General features: G+C 36.6%; 11 protein-coding genes. All 11 read left to right on the top strand.

The window, feature by feature from the left end; genetic code table 11:
* Nucleotides 1-1,007 precede the first annotated feature (1,007 nt).
* The 11 genes from ACQKCJ_RS10475 to ACQKCJ_RS10425 all read left to right on the top strand — a co-directional run bounded on the left by ACQKCJ_RS10475 (nucleotide 1,008) and on the right by ACQKCJ_RS10425 (nucleotide 18,055).
* Nucleotides 1,008-4,139: a SusC/RagA family TonB-linked outer membrane protein gene (locus ACQKCJ_RS10475; protein ID WP_427401995.1), complete on the top strand. Its 3,132-nt coding sequence runs from the start codon at nucleotides 1,008-1,010 to the stop codon at nucleotides 4,137-4,139.
* A 16-nt stretch (nucleotides 4,140-4,155) separates the two neighbouring features.
* Nucleotides 4,156-5,628, top strand: a complete 1,473-nt coding sequence (locus ACQKCJ_RS10470) for a RagB/SusD family nutrient uptake outer membrane protein (protein WP_427401994.1) — start codon at nucleotides 4,156-4,158, stop codon at nucleotides 5,626-5,628.
* A 27-nt stretch (nucleotides 5,629-5,655) separates the two neighbouring features.
* Nucleotides 5,656-7,224, top strand: a complete 1,569-nt coding sequence (locus ACQKCJ_RS10465) for an arylsulfatase (RefSeq protein ID WP_427401993.1) — start codon at nucleotides 5,656-5,658, stop codon at nucleotides 7,222-7,224.
* A 61-nt stretch (nucleotides 7,225-7,285) separates the two neighbouring features.
* Nucleotides 7,286-9,211: an arylsulfatase gene (locus tag ACQKCJ_RS10460; RefSeq protein WP_427401992.1), complete on the top strand. Its 1,926-nt coding sequence runs from the start codon at nucleotides 7,286-7,288 to the stop codon at nucleotides 9,209-9,211.
* Nucleotides 9,212-9,280: 69 nt separating this feature from the next.
* Complete coding sequence (locus ACQKCJ_RS10455; RefSeq protein WP_427401991.1) at nucleotides 9,281-9,832, top strand: DUF1254 domain-containing protein; 552 nt, start codon at nucleotides 9,281-9,283, stop codon at nucleotides 9,830-9,832.
* Nucleotides 9,833-10,137: 305 nt separating this feature from the next.
* Nucleotides 10,138-10,734: a DUF1214 domain-containing protein gene (locus tag ACQKCJ_RS10450; protein WP_427401990.1), complete on the top strand. Its 597-nt coding sequence runs from the start codon at nucleotides 10,138-10,140 to the stop codon at nucleotides 10,732-10,734.
* A gap of 273 nt (nucleotides 10,735-11,007) precedes the next feature.
* Entirely contained in the window at nucleotides 11,008-12,069 is a 1,062-nt protein-coding gene (locus tag ACQKCJ_RS10445; RefSeq protein ID WP_427401989.1) for a sterol desaturase family protein, read from the top strand.
* 7 nt (nucleotides 12,070-12,076) lie between these two features.
* Nucleotides 12,077-14,029 (top strand): alkyl/aryl-sulfatase, encoded by a 1,953-nt coding sequence (locus ACQKCJ_RS10440; protein WP_427401988.1) that lies wholly within the window; start codon nucleotides 12,077-12,079, stop codon nucleotides 14,027-14,029.
* 11 nt (nucleotides 14,030-14,040) lie between these two features.
* Nucleotides 14,041-14,757 (top strand): thioredoxin domain-containing protein, encoded by a 717-nt coding sequence (locus tag ACQKCJ_RS10435; RefSeq protein WP_271335701.1) that lies wholly within the window; start codon nucleotides 14,041-14,043, stop codon nucleotides 14,755-14,757.
* Nucleotides 14,758-14,942: 185 nt separating this feature from the next.
* Nucleotides 14,943-16,559: a sulfatase-like hydrolase/transferase gene (locus tag ACQKCJ_RS10430; RefSeq protein WP_427401987.1), complete on the top strand. Its 1,617-nt coding sequence runs from the start codon at nucleotides 14,943-14,945 to the stop codon at nucleotides 16,557-16,559.
* A gap of 233 nt (nucleotides 16,560-16,792) precedes the next feature.
* Nucleotides 16,793-18,055: a YeiH family protein gene (locus tag ACQKCJ_RS10425; protein WP_271335699.1), complete on the top strand. Its 1,263-nt coding sequence runs from the start codon at nucleotides 16,793-16,795 to the stop codon at nucleotides 18,053-18,055.
* Nucleotides 18,056-18,078: the final 23 nt, after the last annotated feature.

The raw sequence follows: 18,078 nt of genomic DNA, 5'->3' as shown, positions 1-18,078 counted from the left end.
TTATCCTCAGTTCATATTTTTCAATATTACATATATACAACTGATAATAAAACCATTAACGTGATAAAAGTAAAAAAAACAATAATAGTAAATAACTAGTTACCAATTAATTTAAAAAACAAATTATAAAATTGTCTTTCCTCAATTATAAAAAATTTTGTGATTGATGAGCATTTAATTTTATTCCATTTTTATGTTTTTTTGAAAATCAATATTTTGTTAAAAAAACTCGTTTCAGATGACTAAATGGCATATGCTCGACGTTTTTGTTCTGTTTTTAGAATAGCTAAGGATTTAAAAATTAGAAAATTAAGTGTAAAATACTACATTTTGAATCCTTTTCAAAAGACTTATTTAACATATACAACACAAAATAAAAACATTACAAATAATTGATTTTCAATAATTTAAATAAAAATAATTACACTTAAAAAAAAGTAAAATTAACTATTTTTAAAAAAAACTAAACTATTTTTTGGATATTATTACAATAAAATTAACTTTGTCTATAGGATTAGTAGAGTATAAAAATATTTAAAAACCTAAAGAATTATATTTTGAAAACAACCGAAAGCATATTGTATCACATTTTTTCTAAAAAAAATACTTATAACACATTTTGTTATATGTGCTTCTGTTGCTAATTCCTGGCAATTTTTTCGTTTGCATTCGATTCCTCTCTCCTATCGAATCGATTTAAAAACGAACTTATAAAAAAACACCTCAAGATTATTTACTGAAATTACAAAAGTCTGTTTAACACATAATTTGTGTCGAAAGGATTCTTGAAACTATACTTATATAATAAAAAGAAAAACGACTAATAACTAATAAAAACTAAAATGAAAAAGATACAAAATTGTTGCTGTAAATAAAAAAAGCCATTTCTGCGGCAACAGAAATGGCAAGGCTTAAAGAACATTTATCACTAAATCAAGAATCCCATTAGAGAGTTGAAAATTCAACTTTCAAGGTGCCTTGTTAATTACTTAAACCAATACAAAGAAATGAAAAAAAAATTAAAAATATACTCATTGCTTTTTATCCTGTTGTTATCAGCCGGAATTAATGCCCAAAATACAACCCCACTTATTCAATCTAAGCTTGACGGAACTGTAGTCGATGATATTACAAATCAACCTATTATAGGAGCTTCAATAAATATAAAAGGAACAACTCACGGTGTTCAGACGGATGCAGAAGGAAAATTTTATTTTCAGACCGGTCAAAAATTTCCTTATACATTGATTGTCTCTTACATTGGATACAAAAAAGCGGAAATAGTTGTAAACAAAAATCCTGTTACAATTCATCTAAAAGAAGAACGTCAGGAATTAGATGAGTTAGTAGTTGTGGGTTACGGTGCTCAAAAACGTAAAGACATTACAGGATCTGTAGCTTCAGTACCTAAAGCAAATTTAGCTCAGGTTACCTCATCTGCAGATAATTTATTACGGGGCGCAATTGCCGGAGTGGTAGTTACGCAAAGTTCAGGACGTCCCGGAGCTTCTTCAAGTGTACGTATTAGAGGAGGAAATTCGATTACTGCGGGTAATGAACCACTTTATGTAGTAGACGGAATATTGATTTATAATGACAATAATAATGGTACAGCGGGAGTTTCAAACGCCGGTTCATCAATCAATGTATTGTCTACTATAAATCCCGGCGATATTGAATCTATCGAAGTATTAAAAGATGCGTCTGCAACTGCAATATATGGATCTCGTGGTGCAAATGGTGTTGTAATCATCACTACCAAAAAAGGTACAAAAGGACAGGATAATATTTCGTATCAGGGTTATTTTGGGTTTCAGAATGTTTCGAAAAAATTACATTTAATGAATGCCAGCCAATGGGCAAGCTTACGCAATGACGTTCAGGCAAGTATTGGACAGGCTCCGTCTTTTTCGGCTGCACAAATAGAAGCTTTTAAAACATCCGGAAGTTATGACTGGCAAGATGCTCTTTTTAGAACTGCTGCACCGGTTCAAAATCATCAATTATCATTTTCAGGAGGAGATGAAAAATCAAGATACGCAGTTTCGGCAGGTTACTTTCAACAGGATGGAATTGTGATTGCTTCTGATTTCAAAAGAATTTCTCTACGTGTTAACTACGAAAGAAATTATTCCCAGAATTTTAAATTTGGTGTCAATGCCAACTACAGTAATTCAGTTTCAAATGGTGTAGGAACCAATGGAGGAGCTACAGCCGGAAGATCACCAAGTCCTTTAGTTGTTGCTTTATATCAACCGCCAGTAGTACCAATTAAAAATGCTGACGGAAGTTATAATTTAACAAACAATCCTTACGCAACAGCGGTTAATGGTATAATACCAAACCCTATAAACGATTTGGTAAGTACGACCAATGAAACTAAAATTAATAGAATTTTGACCAGCTTATTTGGTGAATATAAAATAACCAAAAAACTGGTTGCAAAGGTTGCCGTGAGTGGTGACGTAATTAATACAAAACAAAATTATTATGCTCCGGCAACTACTACAACAGGTGCTGGAACAAAAGGGTTAGCATCTGTTGGAGACAGATTGGTAAGTTCTGTACTAAATGAAAATACTCTGAACTACAATACCACTTTTGGCGAAAACCATAAGTTCTCAGTTTTAGGAGGATATACACTTCAATACACTCAGGGTGAAGTTGTAAATGCCGGCGCCAATACTTTTGTAAATGATGCCAACACTTATAATGCACTTCAGGATGGTGTTGCGGTAAAACCATACAGCGATGCATTCGAAAGTGTATTAAAATCATGGTTGACCAGAATAAATTATTCTTATAGAGGAAAATATAATTTAACGCTTTCTGCCCGTGCAGATGGTTCGTCAAGATTTGGTTCTGAATCGCTATGGGGATATTTCCCATCAGCAGGATTTTCATGGAATATTATGGATGAAGATTTTGCCAAAAACATAAAAGGTGTAACTGAAGCTAAACTTAGAATAACAGCCGGAACAACAGGAAATCAAGAGATTGGCAACTACCTTTCTCTTCCTGCAATGGGTTCTGTAAATTATTCTTTTGGAGGTACTTTATACACGGGACTAGCTCCTACCCGACTGGCAAATCCGGATTTGAAATGGGAAAAAACAAATCAATACAACGTGGGTTTAGATTTGTCTTTATTAGACAGAAAAATAAACTTTGTGTTTGATGTTTACTACAAAAAAACAAATGATTTGCTTATTAATGTCCCAGTGCCATTAACTTCAGGATATGCTACAGTTCTTCAAAATATTGGTGGTGTTGAAAATAAAGGTGTTGAAGTTGGTTTGATCACAGAAAACATCAAAACAGAGAATTTCTCCTGGAATTCTAATTTTGTCTTCTCTGCCAACAAAAATAAAGTAGTTTCTATAGGAAACGGTGTAGATCAGTTTTTTCCGGTTGTACCAAATGGTTCTTTATTGCAACAACAACCCGTTACTGTAAAAGTAGGATTGCCTCTTGGAACTTTCTGGGGATATAAAACCAACGGAATTTTCCAGACTCAGGAAGAAGTAAATACGCAGCCTAAGATTAACAGTTTAGCCAACACAAAAGTAGGTGACAGAAAATATGTTGATACAAATGGCGATGGCGTGATTACAGCTGCTGACAAAGGAAATCTTGGAAGCTCACAGCCTAAATTTGTTGGAAGTTTCAGCAACACGATTTCTTATCACGATTTTGATCTTAATTTCTCTTTTCAGGGTTCTTATGGCGGAAAGGTCTTTAATGCATTAAACCAACAATTAGAAATTTCTACACTGGGAACAAATGCTAATGTTACACTAGATGACCGCTGGACTCCAACGAATCCAAGCAATGAAATTCCAAGAGCAACAAGTTCTCCTCTGGGAATCGTATCAGAACGTTATGTAGAAGATGCTTCTTTTTTAAGATTAAAATTAATCACTTTAGGGTACACATTGCCTAAAAGCCTTTCTCAAAAATTAGGAACAAAGAGTATTAAATTCTATATCTCTGCCGAAAATTTAATTACATGGACAAAATATACCGGTTATGATCCGGAGGTAAGTTCATACGAACAAAACAACTTATATCCTGGAATTGACTTTGGCTCTTATCCAAATTCTAAAACATTCATTTCCGGCCTGAACGTAACTTTCTAAGTAAAAAATATACATAATGAAAAAGATCATACTAACAATACTATTAAGTGCCGGTTTATTTGCATCATGCACAGATTTAGAGGTAACACCAACCTCTTTTGTAACCGAAGACAATTACTTTAAAACACAAGATGATGCTATTGCCAGCGTAACTGCTGCCTATGCCTCATTAAGTCTTGATCCGGGAGAACAAAGCTTATTTGGTCGAAACCTTTATTTCTTAACAGATATGGGATCTGATTATGCAGCAGCGGGAGTTTCTGCAACGAATCCTCAGGTAAGAGCGATGAGTAATCTGACTCATGATGCTACCAATGATCGTGTTCAGGTTGCCTGGCGACAAATCTATAACGGAATAAACAGAGCTAATGTTTCTATCGATAATATACCTAAAGTAGCGGGTACAGAAGCTGTAAAAACAAGATTAATCAATGAAGCAAAATTCATCAGAGCCTTGTTGTATTTTCAGGCAGTTCGTCTTTGGGGCGGAGTTCCAATTGTTTTGCATGAGCCAACTTCGATACAATTAGAAAGCTTGAAATCAAGAAGAGAAACTGTAGACGCAGTATACACACAAATTATTTCAGACTTAAATGCCGCTGAAACTTTACCGGCAACTTATCCTGCAAGTGATGCAGGACGCGCAACATCAGGAGCTGCAAAAGCGATTTTGACCAAAGTATACCTGACAAAAAAAGATTATCCAAACGCTATATTAAAAGCCAGAGAAGTAATCAATGGCGGTTACGGATATGCGCTTTTCGAAAGTTTTGCTGATATCTTTAATAAAACCAAAAAGAACGGAAAAGAGCATATATTCTCTGTTCAGTTCGAAGCAAATCAGGCAGGAAACGGATCAAGCGGAAATAATTTTCAAGCCACATCATTCATTGGTTACACAGCAACAGAACCGGCAGATATTGTCTCAGATGTAGCTTTGTTTTATGACATATATGCTCCGGGAGATACAAGAAGAGATGTAAGTTATGCTAAAACATTACCTATTACCGGTACAGCAAATACATATACTTTCCCGAAACCAATTTTCAAAAAATACATTGATTTTAGCAATTTGGCAACACCGGGAAATGTCGCTATCAATTTTCCAATTATTCGCTATGCTGATATCCTTTTGTCTCTGGCAGAAGCCATAAACGAACAGGGAATACCAACGCCCGAAGCTTATGAATTGATCAATCAGATACGACGAAGAGCTTTTGGAAAACCAATTGCTACACCAAACCCAGCCACAGATTTGTCAGGATTAAACCAAACGACTTTTAGGGCTGCTATTCAGGAAGAACGCAAAAAAGAATTTGTTCAGGAAGGACAAAGATGGTTTGACCTGGTTCGTTGGGGAACCCTTGTTACCGAAGTGAAAAAAGTAACGGCTAAAAACTCTGTTACAGAAAGAAATAACCTATATCCGATTCCGCAAAGCGAAAGAAGTTTTGATCCCGTAGGATTGCCACAAAACCCTGGATATTAATCAAAGCTCTAATTATCAATAAATAAAATGATTAAAAAACTGTTCATTCTCGCCCTATTGGTTGTTGTACAATTTCAGCTATTTGCACAGAAGAAACAACCTAACATCATCGTCATTTTGGCAGATGATTTAGGTTTCTCAGATATTGGTGCTTTTGGCTCAGAAATTAAAACTCCAAACCTGAATAAGCTCGCTAAAAACGGACTTATTATCAAGCAGTTTTACAATGCCGGACGTTGCTGTCCTTCCCGTGCGTCATTGCTCACGGGATTGTATCCGCATCAGGCAGGTATTGGAGATATGGTTCAGGACAAAGGATTTCCTGCCTATCAGGGATATTTAAACGAGCATTGTATCACAATTGGGCAAGCACTAAAACAGGCAGGATACAATACTATTGTTTCTGGAAAATGGCACGTTGGTCTTGTACCATCGGCCTGGGCGCTGAATCGGGGGTTTGATGATTCATTTACTTTACAAAACAATGGAAGTAGTTATTTTAACTCACAGCCTTTGTATAACGACGGAAGAAAAGTCACTTTTATGAAAGGAGATAAAGAAATTATCCGCACCGATACTTCTACCTATCTCACCCAGGAAATTACCAATTTCGCGCTTAATTCTTTAGAAAAACAGCGCAATCAGCAACAGCCTTTTTTTCTATATGTGGCTTATAATGCTCCACATTGGCCCATTCAGGCATTGCCCGAAGATATTGCAAAATACAAAGGCAAATATTTAGAAGGCTGGGATCAATTGAGAGCAAGTCGTTTTAAGAAATTAAAAGAACTGGGAATCATTGATAAAAACTGGGACTTATCAAATCGTTGTGAAAAAGTACCCGATTGGGAAAAACTAAGTGCCGAAGAAAAAGACAAATGGGATACGCGAATGGCAATTTACGCCGCTATGGTCGACCGAATGGATGCCGGAATTGGAGAAATCCTAGCGAAAGTGAAATCTTTGGGTGAAGAAGATAATACGCTTGTTCTCTTCCTTTCGGATAATGGCGGAAGTGCCGATGATGTGAAAAACTGGAATTATGTTACACAAAAAAATGGAACACCAGGATCAGTTGCTTCGATTGACAGTTACGAAAGTCCGTGGGGAAATGTGAGCAATACGCCTTTTCAATTATTCAAAAAGAACACCCACGAAGGCGGAATTGCGACACCTTTTATTGCTTATTATCCAAAACACATTAAGGCTGGAACACAAAGCAACAGAGTAAGTCATTTGATCGATATTTTTCCAACTCTTTTGGAGTATGCCGGTATTCAATATCCCGATTCTTTTCAAGGAAAAAGTCTGACAGCTTTAGAAGGTATTAGCTTAAAAAAAGAATTTGAAGGACAACAATCTGATGCTCATGAAGCTTTGTTTTGGGAACATGAAGGCAGTAAAGCAGTACGAAAAGGTGATTGGAAAGCTATAGCCGAAAACAATCAGCCTTGGGAATTGTACAATCTTGTCACCGACCGGACAGAAACCAAAAACCTGGCAAAATCCGAACCAAAATTACTCCAAACCCTGATTGAATTACATCAGCAATGGTCCGTAAAAGTAGGTGTCGAAGATTGGAATAAAATAAAATAATCATCAGTGTAGCCTAACAGAAATTTTCTAAAGAATAGTAATAAACATAAAAATATATAAAATGAAAAAGTTTAAAAATAATATTGCAATCAAAAGTCCTAATAAAGGGCTTTTGATTACGGCATTAATAGTCGCCCAATTAAGTTTTGGGCAATCAAAACCAGATCCCAATTACAAAGGTGTAATTGGCAAAACCCTTGCAGATTCTAAAGAATATTGGCCAGATCCTGTAAAAGCTCCCGAAGGTGCGCCAAACGTTGTCTGGATTTTACTGGATGATGTTGGTTACGGAGCTACAAGTGCTTTTGGAGGTTTGATCAATACGCCCACTTTTGAGAATTTAGCCAATAATGGTTTACGTTATACCAACTTTCACACCACTGCAATTTGTGCACCAACCCGTGCAGGATTATTAACAGGTCGTAATGCACACGCCGTTCACGTAGGTGGATTTTCGCATACGGCTATGTCGGCTGGATTTCCCGGATACGATGGTAGAATCCCGTCTTCGGCAGGAACAATTGCTGAGATTTTACGCGACAATGGATACAACACTTTTGCCGTTGGAAAATATGGGGTCACGCCAGACGAAGATGCTACAGATGCCGGACCGTTTGACAGATGGCCAACCGGAAAAGGTTTCGACCATTTCTACGGATTCTTAGGTTCAGAAACCGATCAGTATAATCCCGATTTGGTTGAAGATCAAACTTGGCTTAACGGAAATACGAGACTAAATAATGCAGGAAATGATAAATCTAAAAATCAATTTACAGCTGATTTAAAAGGAAAACACTTAAGTGAATTAATCACTGATAAAGCCATTACTTATATCGATCGCCAAAAAACTGCAGCGCCAAACAAACCTTTCTTTTTGTACTATGCGCCGGGAGCAACACATTCTCCGCATCAGGTGGCTAAAGAATGGAGCGACAAATACAAAGGTAAATTTGATGAAGGCTGGGATGTTTACCGCGATAAAGTAATTGCCAACCAAAAGAAATTAGGTTTAATTCCGGCTGATGCCAAATTGCCAACGCGCGATTCATACGTAAAAGCATGGAACACTTTGTCTCCGGATGAAAAGAAATTATATGCCCGTTTTATGGAAATCTACGCTGGATATCTTGAATATACCGATTACGAAGTAAGCCGAATCGTAAATCATCTGAAAGAAATAAATCAGTTAGATAATACTGTTTTCTACATTGTTTTAGGAGATAACGGAGCTAGTAAAGAAGGAACAGGATCTGGAACTATCGATCAGCCTTTATTGAAAAAATTATTCGGAAATGGTACAAAAGAAGATGCTGTAAAAGAAAATCTTGCGAAAATTGATCTTATGGGAACTCCTGAAGCTGTTGAAGGAAATTATCCTTACGGATGGGCATTGGCGGCAAATACACCGTTTAGAAATCTGAAACAAGATGCACATTCTGAAGGCGGAACACGTAATCCGTTGATTGTGTATTATCCAAAAGGAATAAAAACTCCCGGAATTCGTAATCAATACGGTCATGTAATTGATATTTTACCAACCACTCTGGAAACTGTTGGTATTACAACCCCAAAAGAAATACGCGGAATTGCTCAGGATTCGATTCAGGGAACTTCACTAGCGTATTCTTACGCTGATGCAAAAGCACCTTCAAGACATAAAATTCAATACTATTATATTTTTGGATCAAGAGCTTTGTACAAAGACGGATGGAAAGCTGCAGCACCTCATCATCCTGATTTTATTGATATCGTTGATAATGGCGCTTTGGCTAAAAATACAGGACCAAGTACCTACGACAATGATGTTTGGGAATTATACAATCTAAATACTGACTTTAACGAAAGAGTCGATTTAGCCAAAAAAAATCCTGAAAAATTAAAAGAACTTCAGGCTGCTTTTGACGATCAGGCGAAGAAAAACAACATCTACCCTTTTATCGATTGGCAGGATGTTTTGAAACAACGCGTTCACAAGAAAAATAAATAAAAACCCCTCGGTACTATTAATCATCCTGCAAAGAATGATTAATAGTACTGATATTAAAACAAGTAAATTATGTCAGCAACAAAACCAATTTTGAAAAAAGGCATCTTCGCCTTGATTCTTGTAGTAATTGCAGTAAGTTTTTACTACCTCACGATCTGGGTCACTCCATATTACGTGCAAAAAAAGTTTGCAGAAAAAAGTCTGGGCATTGTCAACACTCCCCGATTTGGAGATCAGCCCAATGCTGACAACAGCAGGGTAATCCCATTACCAAATCCTGACTTTTTGTATTCAACCATCAGTTATGATTTGAAAGAAAATGTGTTGAAAATTTCAGGGATTGTTCCTGATTCGACGTATTGGTCAATCTCGGCTTATCAGGAAAACACCACTAACTTTTTTGTAGAAAACGAAGAAAAAGTAAAAGCTAAATTCGAATATTATTTAGCGCCTGAAGGAAGTACCGCTGAAGCATTGAAAAATATTCCGAAAGAGAAAATCATTTACAGTCCTACAACTAAAGGATTGATTTTGTTTCGCTATTTAGTTTCACAAGCATATCCGGTAAAAACATTGGCGGAATTGCAACATGGTGTTACGGTAGAGAAATTAGGGAAGTAAGTATAACCTTTGTCAAAGTAACCCCAGTCTTTGTCATTCCAAGGAACGAGGAATCCCACTCGTTTATCGTCAAAGATTGTCGACATTGTTTGCGGAGTTTCGAGTGTGATTTTTCCCTTCGGTCGAAATGACAAAAATGTGCATAATAACTTTATCACAGAGCACACAATGTAACTCTGCAAAGATTGTCCCAGCCCCGATAGAAGTGGAAATCCTTTTGTGGCGGGGTTCGGAACAAAAGATTGGAACGGATAGCGGGATTAGCTCCTAAAAAAACACAACATTCAACTAAAAAAAAAGTAAAAATGGCTTTAAATCAAAAAATTAAAAAGATAGGACTTGCAGTAGCACTGATCATTTTGGCTATTGTATTTGGGAGTGCCGTTGGTGTTTATAACATCAAATCAGGCAAAAGCGATTCTCAACGCATCATTGGCAATTGGCAAACGGTCGATAAAGACAAAGACCTCAACTCGGCTGATTTGCTGACCATTGCTCAAGTGGCTGTTTACGGTCCTTATGCTTTGACAAAAAAAGAAGTTATCTACTTAAGTACAAGTACAGATAGCGAAGGAAACGCATTAGACCCGAAAGCTGATTACGTAATTAGCGGAAAAAAACTAGACGCTAAATACTGGAGTATCACGGCGTATGACGAAAACGGTTTTTTAATTAAAAACACAATCAACAAATACAGCTACAATCTTGAGGATGTAAAATATGAAGCGGATAGTACTTCGTATAAAATTAATCTTTCGGGAACGGAGAAAAAAGAAAACTGGCTGCCTATCAATGACGTTAAAAAAGCGAGTTTGATCATTCGTTTGTATTTGCCTTCTGAAAAACTAAGAGACAATTTAACGCTTGAAACGCTTCCAACGATTCAAAAAGTAAAACAATAATCAATACATATTATAACAAATTTTGAAAAAAATAATAAATAAAACTCTACTAAATCCATAGAATTAGAATAATAATTTATTTATTTTTACATTATCTAAAACGTACTGATTTTCAATATAGTTATAAAACATAAAAAAATAGAAATCATGAAAAGAGTAGACTTTGAAATTATAGGAAAAAAAATTGTCGTGGGAGCGATCGTTTTTTTAGTTCCGCTAGCTGTTTTGGCGGGAGGTTTAGCATTAATTAGTAATTTTTTAAAATAAGAAATCATGGCAATAGTTCAAAAAGAAAAACTAACAAGAGATTTAAGCATCAGTCTTTTAATATACAGTTTGCCTGTACTGGCAATTTTCCTTTATTTTAAACTCACAAACGGAGTTATAACAGAATCACACCTTACTTTACCCTCGTTTTTAGAATTTACAAAACCCGCTTTCGAAAACATTCGTACCTGGGGATTAACCGTTTTCATGCTGGTTTTGGGAGTTATAGAATTCACCGCAGGTTTATACGATGACGAATGGACGGGCGAAGAACGCAAAGTCGATATCATTTGTTTCTTGGCGCCAAAATTACTTTTACCTCCGGTAATCGCATTTTTTAGCTTAACAGCATTACCTTATTTAATCCCAAATTTGGCCAACTCGCTTTCATGGGTTCCGTTTTGGGGAGGATTTTTTCTAATCGCAATTGCTGATGATTTAACGCAATACTGGTACCACCGTTTGCACCACCAAGTTCCGTTTTTATGGAGATTTCATAGAACGCACCATTCAGCTCCGTATATGGGCATGGCGATGGCATCGAGACAAAACTTTATCTATACGGTTTTCTTTTCTCAAATTTACTTGACAGCAACCTTAACTTTTTTAGGTTTAGGATTGCCTGCATTGTTTGTTTTGGTGATTAAAAGTTTCATCACTCTTGGCGCACATTCAAGCATCAAATGGGACAAACCTTTTTATAAATACAGAATATTACACCCAATTGCATGGGTTCTTGAACGCTTAATTTCGACTCCTGCAACGCATCACGCACATCACGCCGATACAAGCGGAGATGGTGTTGGGCATTTTAAAGGAAACTTTGGGAATATGTTTTTTATCTGGGACATGATTTTCGGAACCGCTTTGATCACCCGTAAATACCCAACGTCTTACGGAATGAAGTCCTACAAACAAGAAGAATGGTACGCACAATTTTTATGGCCAATATTCAAATCTAAAAAAGAAGGAAGTGCTTTGGCAGAAGGCGTTTTATCAGTTCCTATAAAAGCAAAAGCAGAAACTATTTCTCCGAGTCCGGTGTATTACGAGCAGGCTCAATCTTAAAAATACCATGAAAAAAAATAAAATAACGACACTGTTAATCGGTTTCAGCATTGCTGCAAATGCACAAGCGCCAAAACAGGCGTCAACTTATACCCAAAAATCAAATGAGGCAGTATATTCAAAGTTAAACTTTGATGATACTGCCGATTTTACCGACGCCAAGAGAGGTTTTATCGCCACTCTTGCCGACGGTAAAATTCTTTCTAAAACAGGAAATGTTGCTGTAAACCTCAATGATTTTGCTTTTATAAAAGGCAAATCTCCGGCAACAGTAAATCCCGCTTTATGGCGTCAGGCACAACTCAACAACATCAATGGCTTGTTTAAAATTACCGATGGTGTTTATCAGGTTCGTTCTCTTGATATTGCGAATATTTCGTTTATAGAAACCAAAAATGGCTATGTAGTTATTGATGCTTTGACGATTGGCGAAGCGTCGACTGCTGCTTATGAACTGGTCAAAAAACACGTTGCTAATAAACCTATATTGGCCGTAATTGTCACGCACAGTCACGGTGATCATTATGGTGGTATCGAAGGATTAGTTTCTGCAGAAGATATCAAATCCGGTAAAGTAAAATTTATAACGCCAAAAGGTTTCTACGAAGAAGCGGTGAGCGAAAATGTACTTTTAGGAAATGTAATGCGTCGAAGAGCCGGATATCAATTTGGGTTAGGTTTAGAAAGAAATGCAACTGGTCAGGTCGATGTGGGATTAGGAAAACCGTTTTTAAGCGGAGGTTCGTCCTCCCTTTTACAGCCCAATTTTGAAGTCGAAAAAACAGGACAAAAAATCACGATTGATGGTTTAGATCTGGTTTTTCAGCTTACGCCAAATTCTGAAGCTCCAGCCGAATTAACGGTCTTTGCTCCTGCTCAAAAAGTTTTCTTTTCTGCCGAAATTGCCAGTCATACGTATCATAATGTCCTTACGCCTCGTGGTGCAAAAACCAGAGATGCAAAAGCATGGGCAGGATATCTGGATGAAGCGATTGATTTGTTTGGCGATAAAACCGAATTCATCGTTCCGTCGCATACCTGGCCGGTTTACGGACATGATAAAGGAATTACTTTTCTGGAAAAACAACGAGATTTATACAAATACGTGCATGATCAAACCGTTCATCTGGCCAATAAAGGTTTAAATAAAGATGAAATTGCCGAAGAAATAAAACTTCCTGCCGAATTAGGCAAAGAATGGTACAATCGTGATTTTTACGGAACAGTAAAACACAATGCCAAAGCAACATACCAATTCTATCTGGGCTGGTGGGACGGAAATCCTGCTGATTATGATAAACTGCCACAAGTAGAATCGGCTAAAAAATATGTAGAATGGTTTGGCGGCGAAGAAATAGCTTTGAAAAAAGCAAATGAAAGCTACCAAAAAGGCGAATATCGTTGGGTTGCCGAAGTACTGAAACATGTGATCTTTGCGAATCCTGAGAATGTTGCGGCCAAAAATTTACAAGCTGATGCTTTTGAACAAATTGCGTATCAGAGTGAATCCGGAATTTGGAGAGATTTATATTTATCAGGAGCCAAAGAACTTCGCGAAGGTGTAATTGTTCCTAAAAACCCTGTGAATCGTGCTGCCGGATTTTTGTCGACACTAACTCCCGAAGCAATTTTCGATTATTTGTCTGTAACTGTTGACGGAAATAAAGCGGCTGGAAAAGACGTAAAATTGCGTTTCATTTTCCCTGAACTCAATAAAAATATTCTCGTTTATCTTAAAAACGGTGTTTTACATCAAAGTCAAACCCGAGCAAATGATAAAGCCGAATTTACATTAACCATTCCAAAAGCCAAGTTCGTAGCCTTACTATCCAATCCTGAAGAAGCAAGAAATATTCTAACTTCTGACGGTGTGAGTTTTGAAGGTGATCCGTTTAAATTCAGAGAATTGGCAGGCACATTCGAACCCGCAAATCCGTATTGGAATATTGTTACACCCTAATCTAAAAAATCATGAAAAATAAAATATTCAAAAAGAGTATTGCAACCGCAATTTTACTTTTTACAGTCGTAGGTTTTTCACAAAATAAAAGTTCAAATACAGTTTCATTAGAGGTCTTTTATTCAAAAATTCAAAGCCAAAAAAATCCACAAATAATTGACGCCAGGGGAGCTGAAGAATTTGCACTCAACCATATCAATGGCGCACAGAATTTTAATCTGGAATCAAAAGATTATGAGAAACGCATTGCCGCTTTAGACAAATCAAAACCTGTATTTACCTATTCGATTGGTGCAGGAAGAAGTGTTTGGCTCGCTGATGATTTATTAAAAAAAGGTTTCAAAGAAGCGTATAGTCTTGAAGGTGGAATCGCCAACTGGATTGGAAACGGAAAACCTTTTTATGCGAGCTCAAAAAGCAAATTAACACTAGCCGAATACAAAAAAATTATCGCTGAAAACAAAGATGTATTAGTAGATATTGGCTCAATCTATTGTGGCGCCTGCAAAAAAGTAAAACCGGTTTTAGAAACCATAAAAGCACAATACGGTTCTAATTTAAAAATCGTAGAAATTGATCTGGAAGACAGCCCGCAAGTAATTGCCGATTTAAAAACCGTAAAAGTTTTCCCTACGTTGATTTTATACAAAGATGGAAAAATTGTGTTCAAAAAAGAAGGTTTAGGCGATTTGAAAAATGATGTTGATGTGGCTTTGGCTGTAAAATAAACGCAATCATAATCACCATTTTTGTCATCCCGAGGAACGAGGGATCTCCGCAAGAAACTAACGCAAAGTTTATGCAGCATGTCGAGCTACTAGCGGAGATCCCTCGTTCCTCCGGATGACAAAAATGCGCATAAAAACTTTGACAAAGATTATCACTAAGTCCATTATTTCTAAAACAAAAAAACATGGCATTATCAAAAACAAAAAAGATTGTTTTTCCAATCCTGATTATAATTGCTATTCTGGCTATATTTTTATTCTGGCCCATCAATACAGATGGAACCTTAATAAAACCAGACCCAAAATTACTTGAAGGAAAAAAGGAATTTCTGGCTGAAAAAATTCCTGTAGATAGTTCTTTTAAAAAACCAAATATCATTATTCTTCTTGCCGATGATTTAGGAAAATATGATATTTCGTTATACGGAGGAAAATCAACCCCAACTCCGCAAATAGATTCTCTGGCAGCGTCAGGAGTTACTTTTCAGGATGGTTATGTTTCGGCTTCGATTTGTTCACCTTCTCGTGCAGGAATTTTAACCGGGCGTTATCAGGAACGTTTTGGACATGAATATCAGCCTGGGGATCGGTATCCAAAAAACAATCTTGAATATTATGGTTTCAAGTATCTGATCAATACCAATAATTGGAGATTGAATGATAAAATCAATTATCCAAACGAAGCTTCGATAGCCACACAAGGTTTGCCACAATCTGAAATTACGTTTGCCGATTTGGCCAAAAGAGAAGGTTACAGCACAGGAATTATCGGAAAATGGCATTTGGGACACAACAAAGGCTTTTTTCCTTTAGACAGAGGTTTCGATTATCATTATGGGTTTTATCAGGCGTTTTCGCTTTATACTCCTGAAGATGATAATCCGGATATTATCAACCATCATCACAAAGATTTTACAGATAAAATGATTTGGGGAAATGGACGCGTTGGAATCGGACAAATTCGTCGTGATACCAACATTATACACAATAAAGCCTATCTAACCGAAACATTTGCTGATGAAGCAGAAGCTTTTATTGATCGAAATAAAAACAAACCTTTCTTATTGTACGTGCCGTTTAATGCGCCACATACACCTTTTCAGGTTCGCAAAAAATACTACGATCGTTTCCCGAATGTAAAAGACGAGAACAAACGTGTCTATTTTGCCATGATCAGCGCCTTAGACGATGCCGTGGGAAGAATCAGGGCAAAAGTCAAAAAAGAAGGTCTGGAAGATAACACCTTAATCATTTTTGCCAGCGACAACGGTGGTGCCGATTATACTTTTGCTACGACAAACGCACCTCTGAAAGCAGGAAAGTTTTCTCATTTTGAAGGTGGCGTAAATGTTCCGTTTGCACTTTCGTGGAAAGGAAAAATCAAACCTCATACAATCTATAAAACTCCGGTAAGTACATTGGATATTTTTGCTACAATTGCTGCTGCTATTCATTCTGATTTACCAAAAGACCGAGTTTATGATGGTGTTGATCTTGTAAGTACAGTCAACGAAAATAAAGAAGCACACAAAACTTTGTACTGGCGTTCCGGCGATGCAAAAGCCATAAGAAGCGGTGACTGGAAATTAATCATAAGCGGAAAAACCCATGAAGAATGGCTTTATAACTTAGCTTCAGACAAATCTGAAACTACAGATCTTGCTCAAAAAAATCCGGCAAAAGTAAAAGAATTACATCTTGCATTGAAAAATTGGGAAAAGGGTTTAGTAAAACCTTTATGGCCAAATTTAACTCATTATGAATTTGATTTTGGCAAACAAAAATACTTTGTCGATTTGTAATCTATACACAAAACCAACATTTATCTATCCTAACAGGTTTTCAAAACCTGTTAGGTATTTAATTTTAAAAATAAACAATACAAATATTCGGCTAAAGCCAATGTCAACCTCATAATAATAACCTCCAGCTAAAGCAGGAGGCTATTCAAGAAAACTTTAAAAAAACTCAACCATAAATAATAATACCTAACAGGTTTTAAAAACCTGTTAGGATAACCAACAATAAATTTAAAATGTCAACCCCAACCAAAACATTTACCATTCACGAAGACTGGACCGTCGTAATTCTCGGATTTATAATCATCGGAATTTCCCTTTTTATTTTTCTTCCCGAAGTTCCTGTTTTCAAATGGTCTACCGGATCAGATTTATTCCACGATGTATTTGATTTCGGAAACCTAAAAATAATCGGATTACAATTTTTATATCTCATTTCTATCGGAACTTTAGGCGCTTTTTTAATTGGCAAATCGGTAAAATACTTTTTATTGGGTTTCCCGGTTGTTTATATCCTGACTGTTATTGCGCTAATTATTGCAGGAAATACAGCCGTAAAAGGACTGAATCTTGAAGCTGTCATTTTCAGTTTGGCAATTGGTTTAGCAATTGGCAATTTCTTCCAACTTCCGGATTGGTTTCGGTCAGCACTTTCGACAGAAGTATTTGTCAAAATAGGATTGGTATTATTGGGAACCAGTGTTATTTTCTCAGACATTCTAAAAGCTGGTTCTTTAGGATTAATTCAGGCTTTGGTGGTAGTTTTATCCGTTTGGTATTTTGCTTTTTGGTTGTGTAAAAAATTAAAAGTCGATGACGAATTGACCATGATGATTTCAAGTGCCGTTTCTATTTGTGGCGTTTCTGCCGCTATTGCCACATCCGGAGCCATCAAAGGAGATTCCAAAAAACTGTCTTATGTAATTTCGATTGTATTAGTAACCGCAATCCCAATGATGATTTTCATGCCTATAATTGCCAAATATTTCAATTTTCCCGAAGAAGTTACCGGAGCCTGGTTAGGCGGAAGTATCGACACATCCGGCGCTGTTGTCGCTTCTGGTTCTTTGGTAGGCGAAACCGCTTTGAAAATTAGCACGATCGTAAAATTCTCCCAAAATGTATTATTAGGAATCGCTGCTTTTGCGATCTCCTTTTATTGGACCTACACACACAACAATTCAGCCGAAGCTGTTGAATCAAAACCTACTTTGGGTGTCATTTGGGAACGTTTTCCAAAATTTGTTATCGGTTTTATTGCCGCTTCCCTACTCTTCTCTTTCCTGCTTACTGCTGAAACCAGAGAGGGCGTAAAAGATAGTTTGAAGAACTTACAAGGCATTTGGTTTGCATTGGCTTTCACGAGTATTGGTTTAGAAACGAACTTTAAAGATTTACTGAGTAATAATAGCCGAAAACCTTTGTATGCTTTTTTAATCGCGCAGTTATTCAATGTGATTATTACGCTGATTATTGCTTTTTTGTTGTTTGGTAAATAAACTACTTCAAACTTAAAAAAATA

This window comes from Flavobacterium sp. NPDC079362 (assembly GCF_050267765.1).
GTDB classification, from domain to species: Bacteria; Bacteroidota; Bacteroidia; order Flavobacteriales; family Flavobacteriaceae; genus Flavobacterium; species Flavobacterium azizsancarii.
The sequence above is the reverse complement of the archived record's forward strand: the minus strand, read 5'-3'. Positions and strand labels throughout refer to the sequence as shown.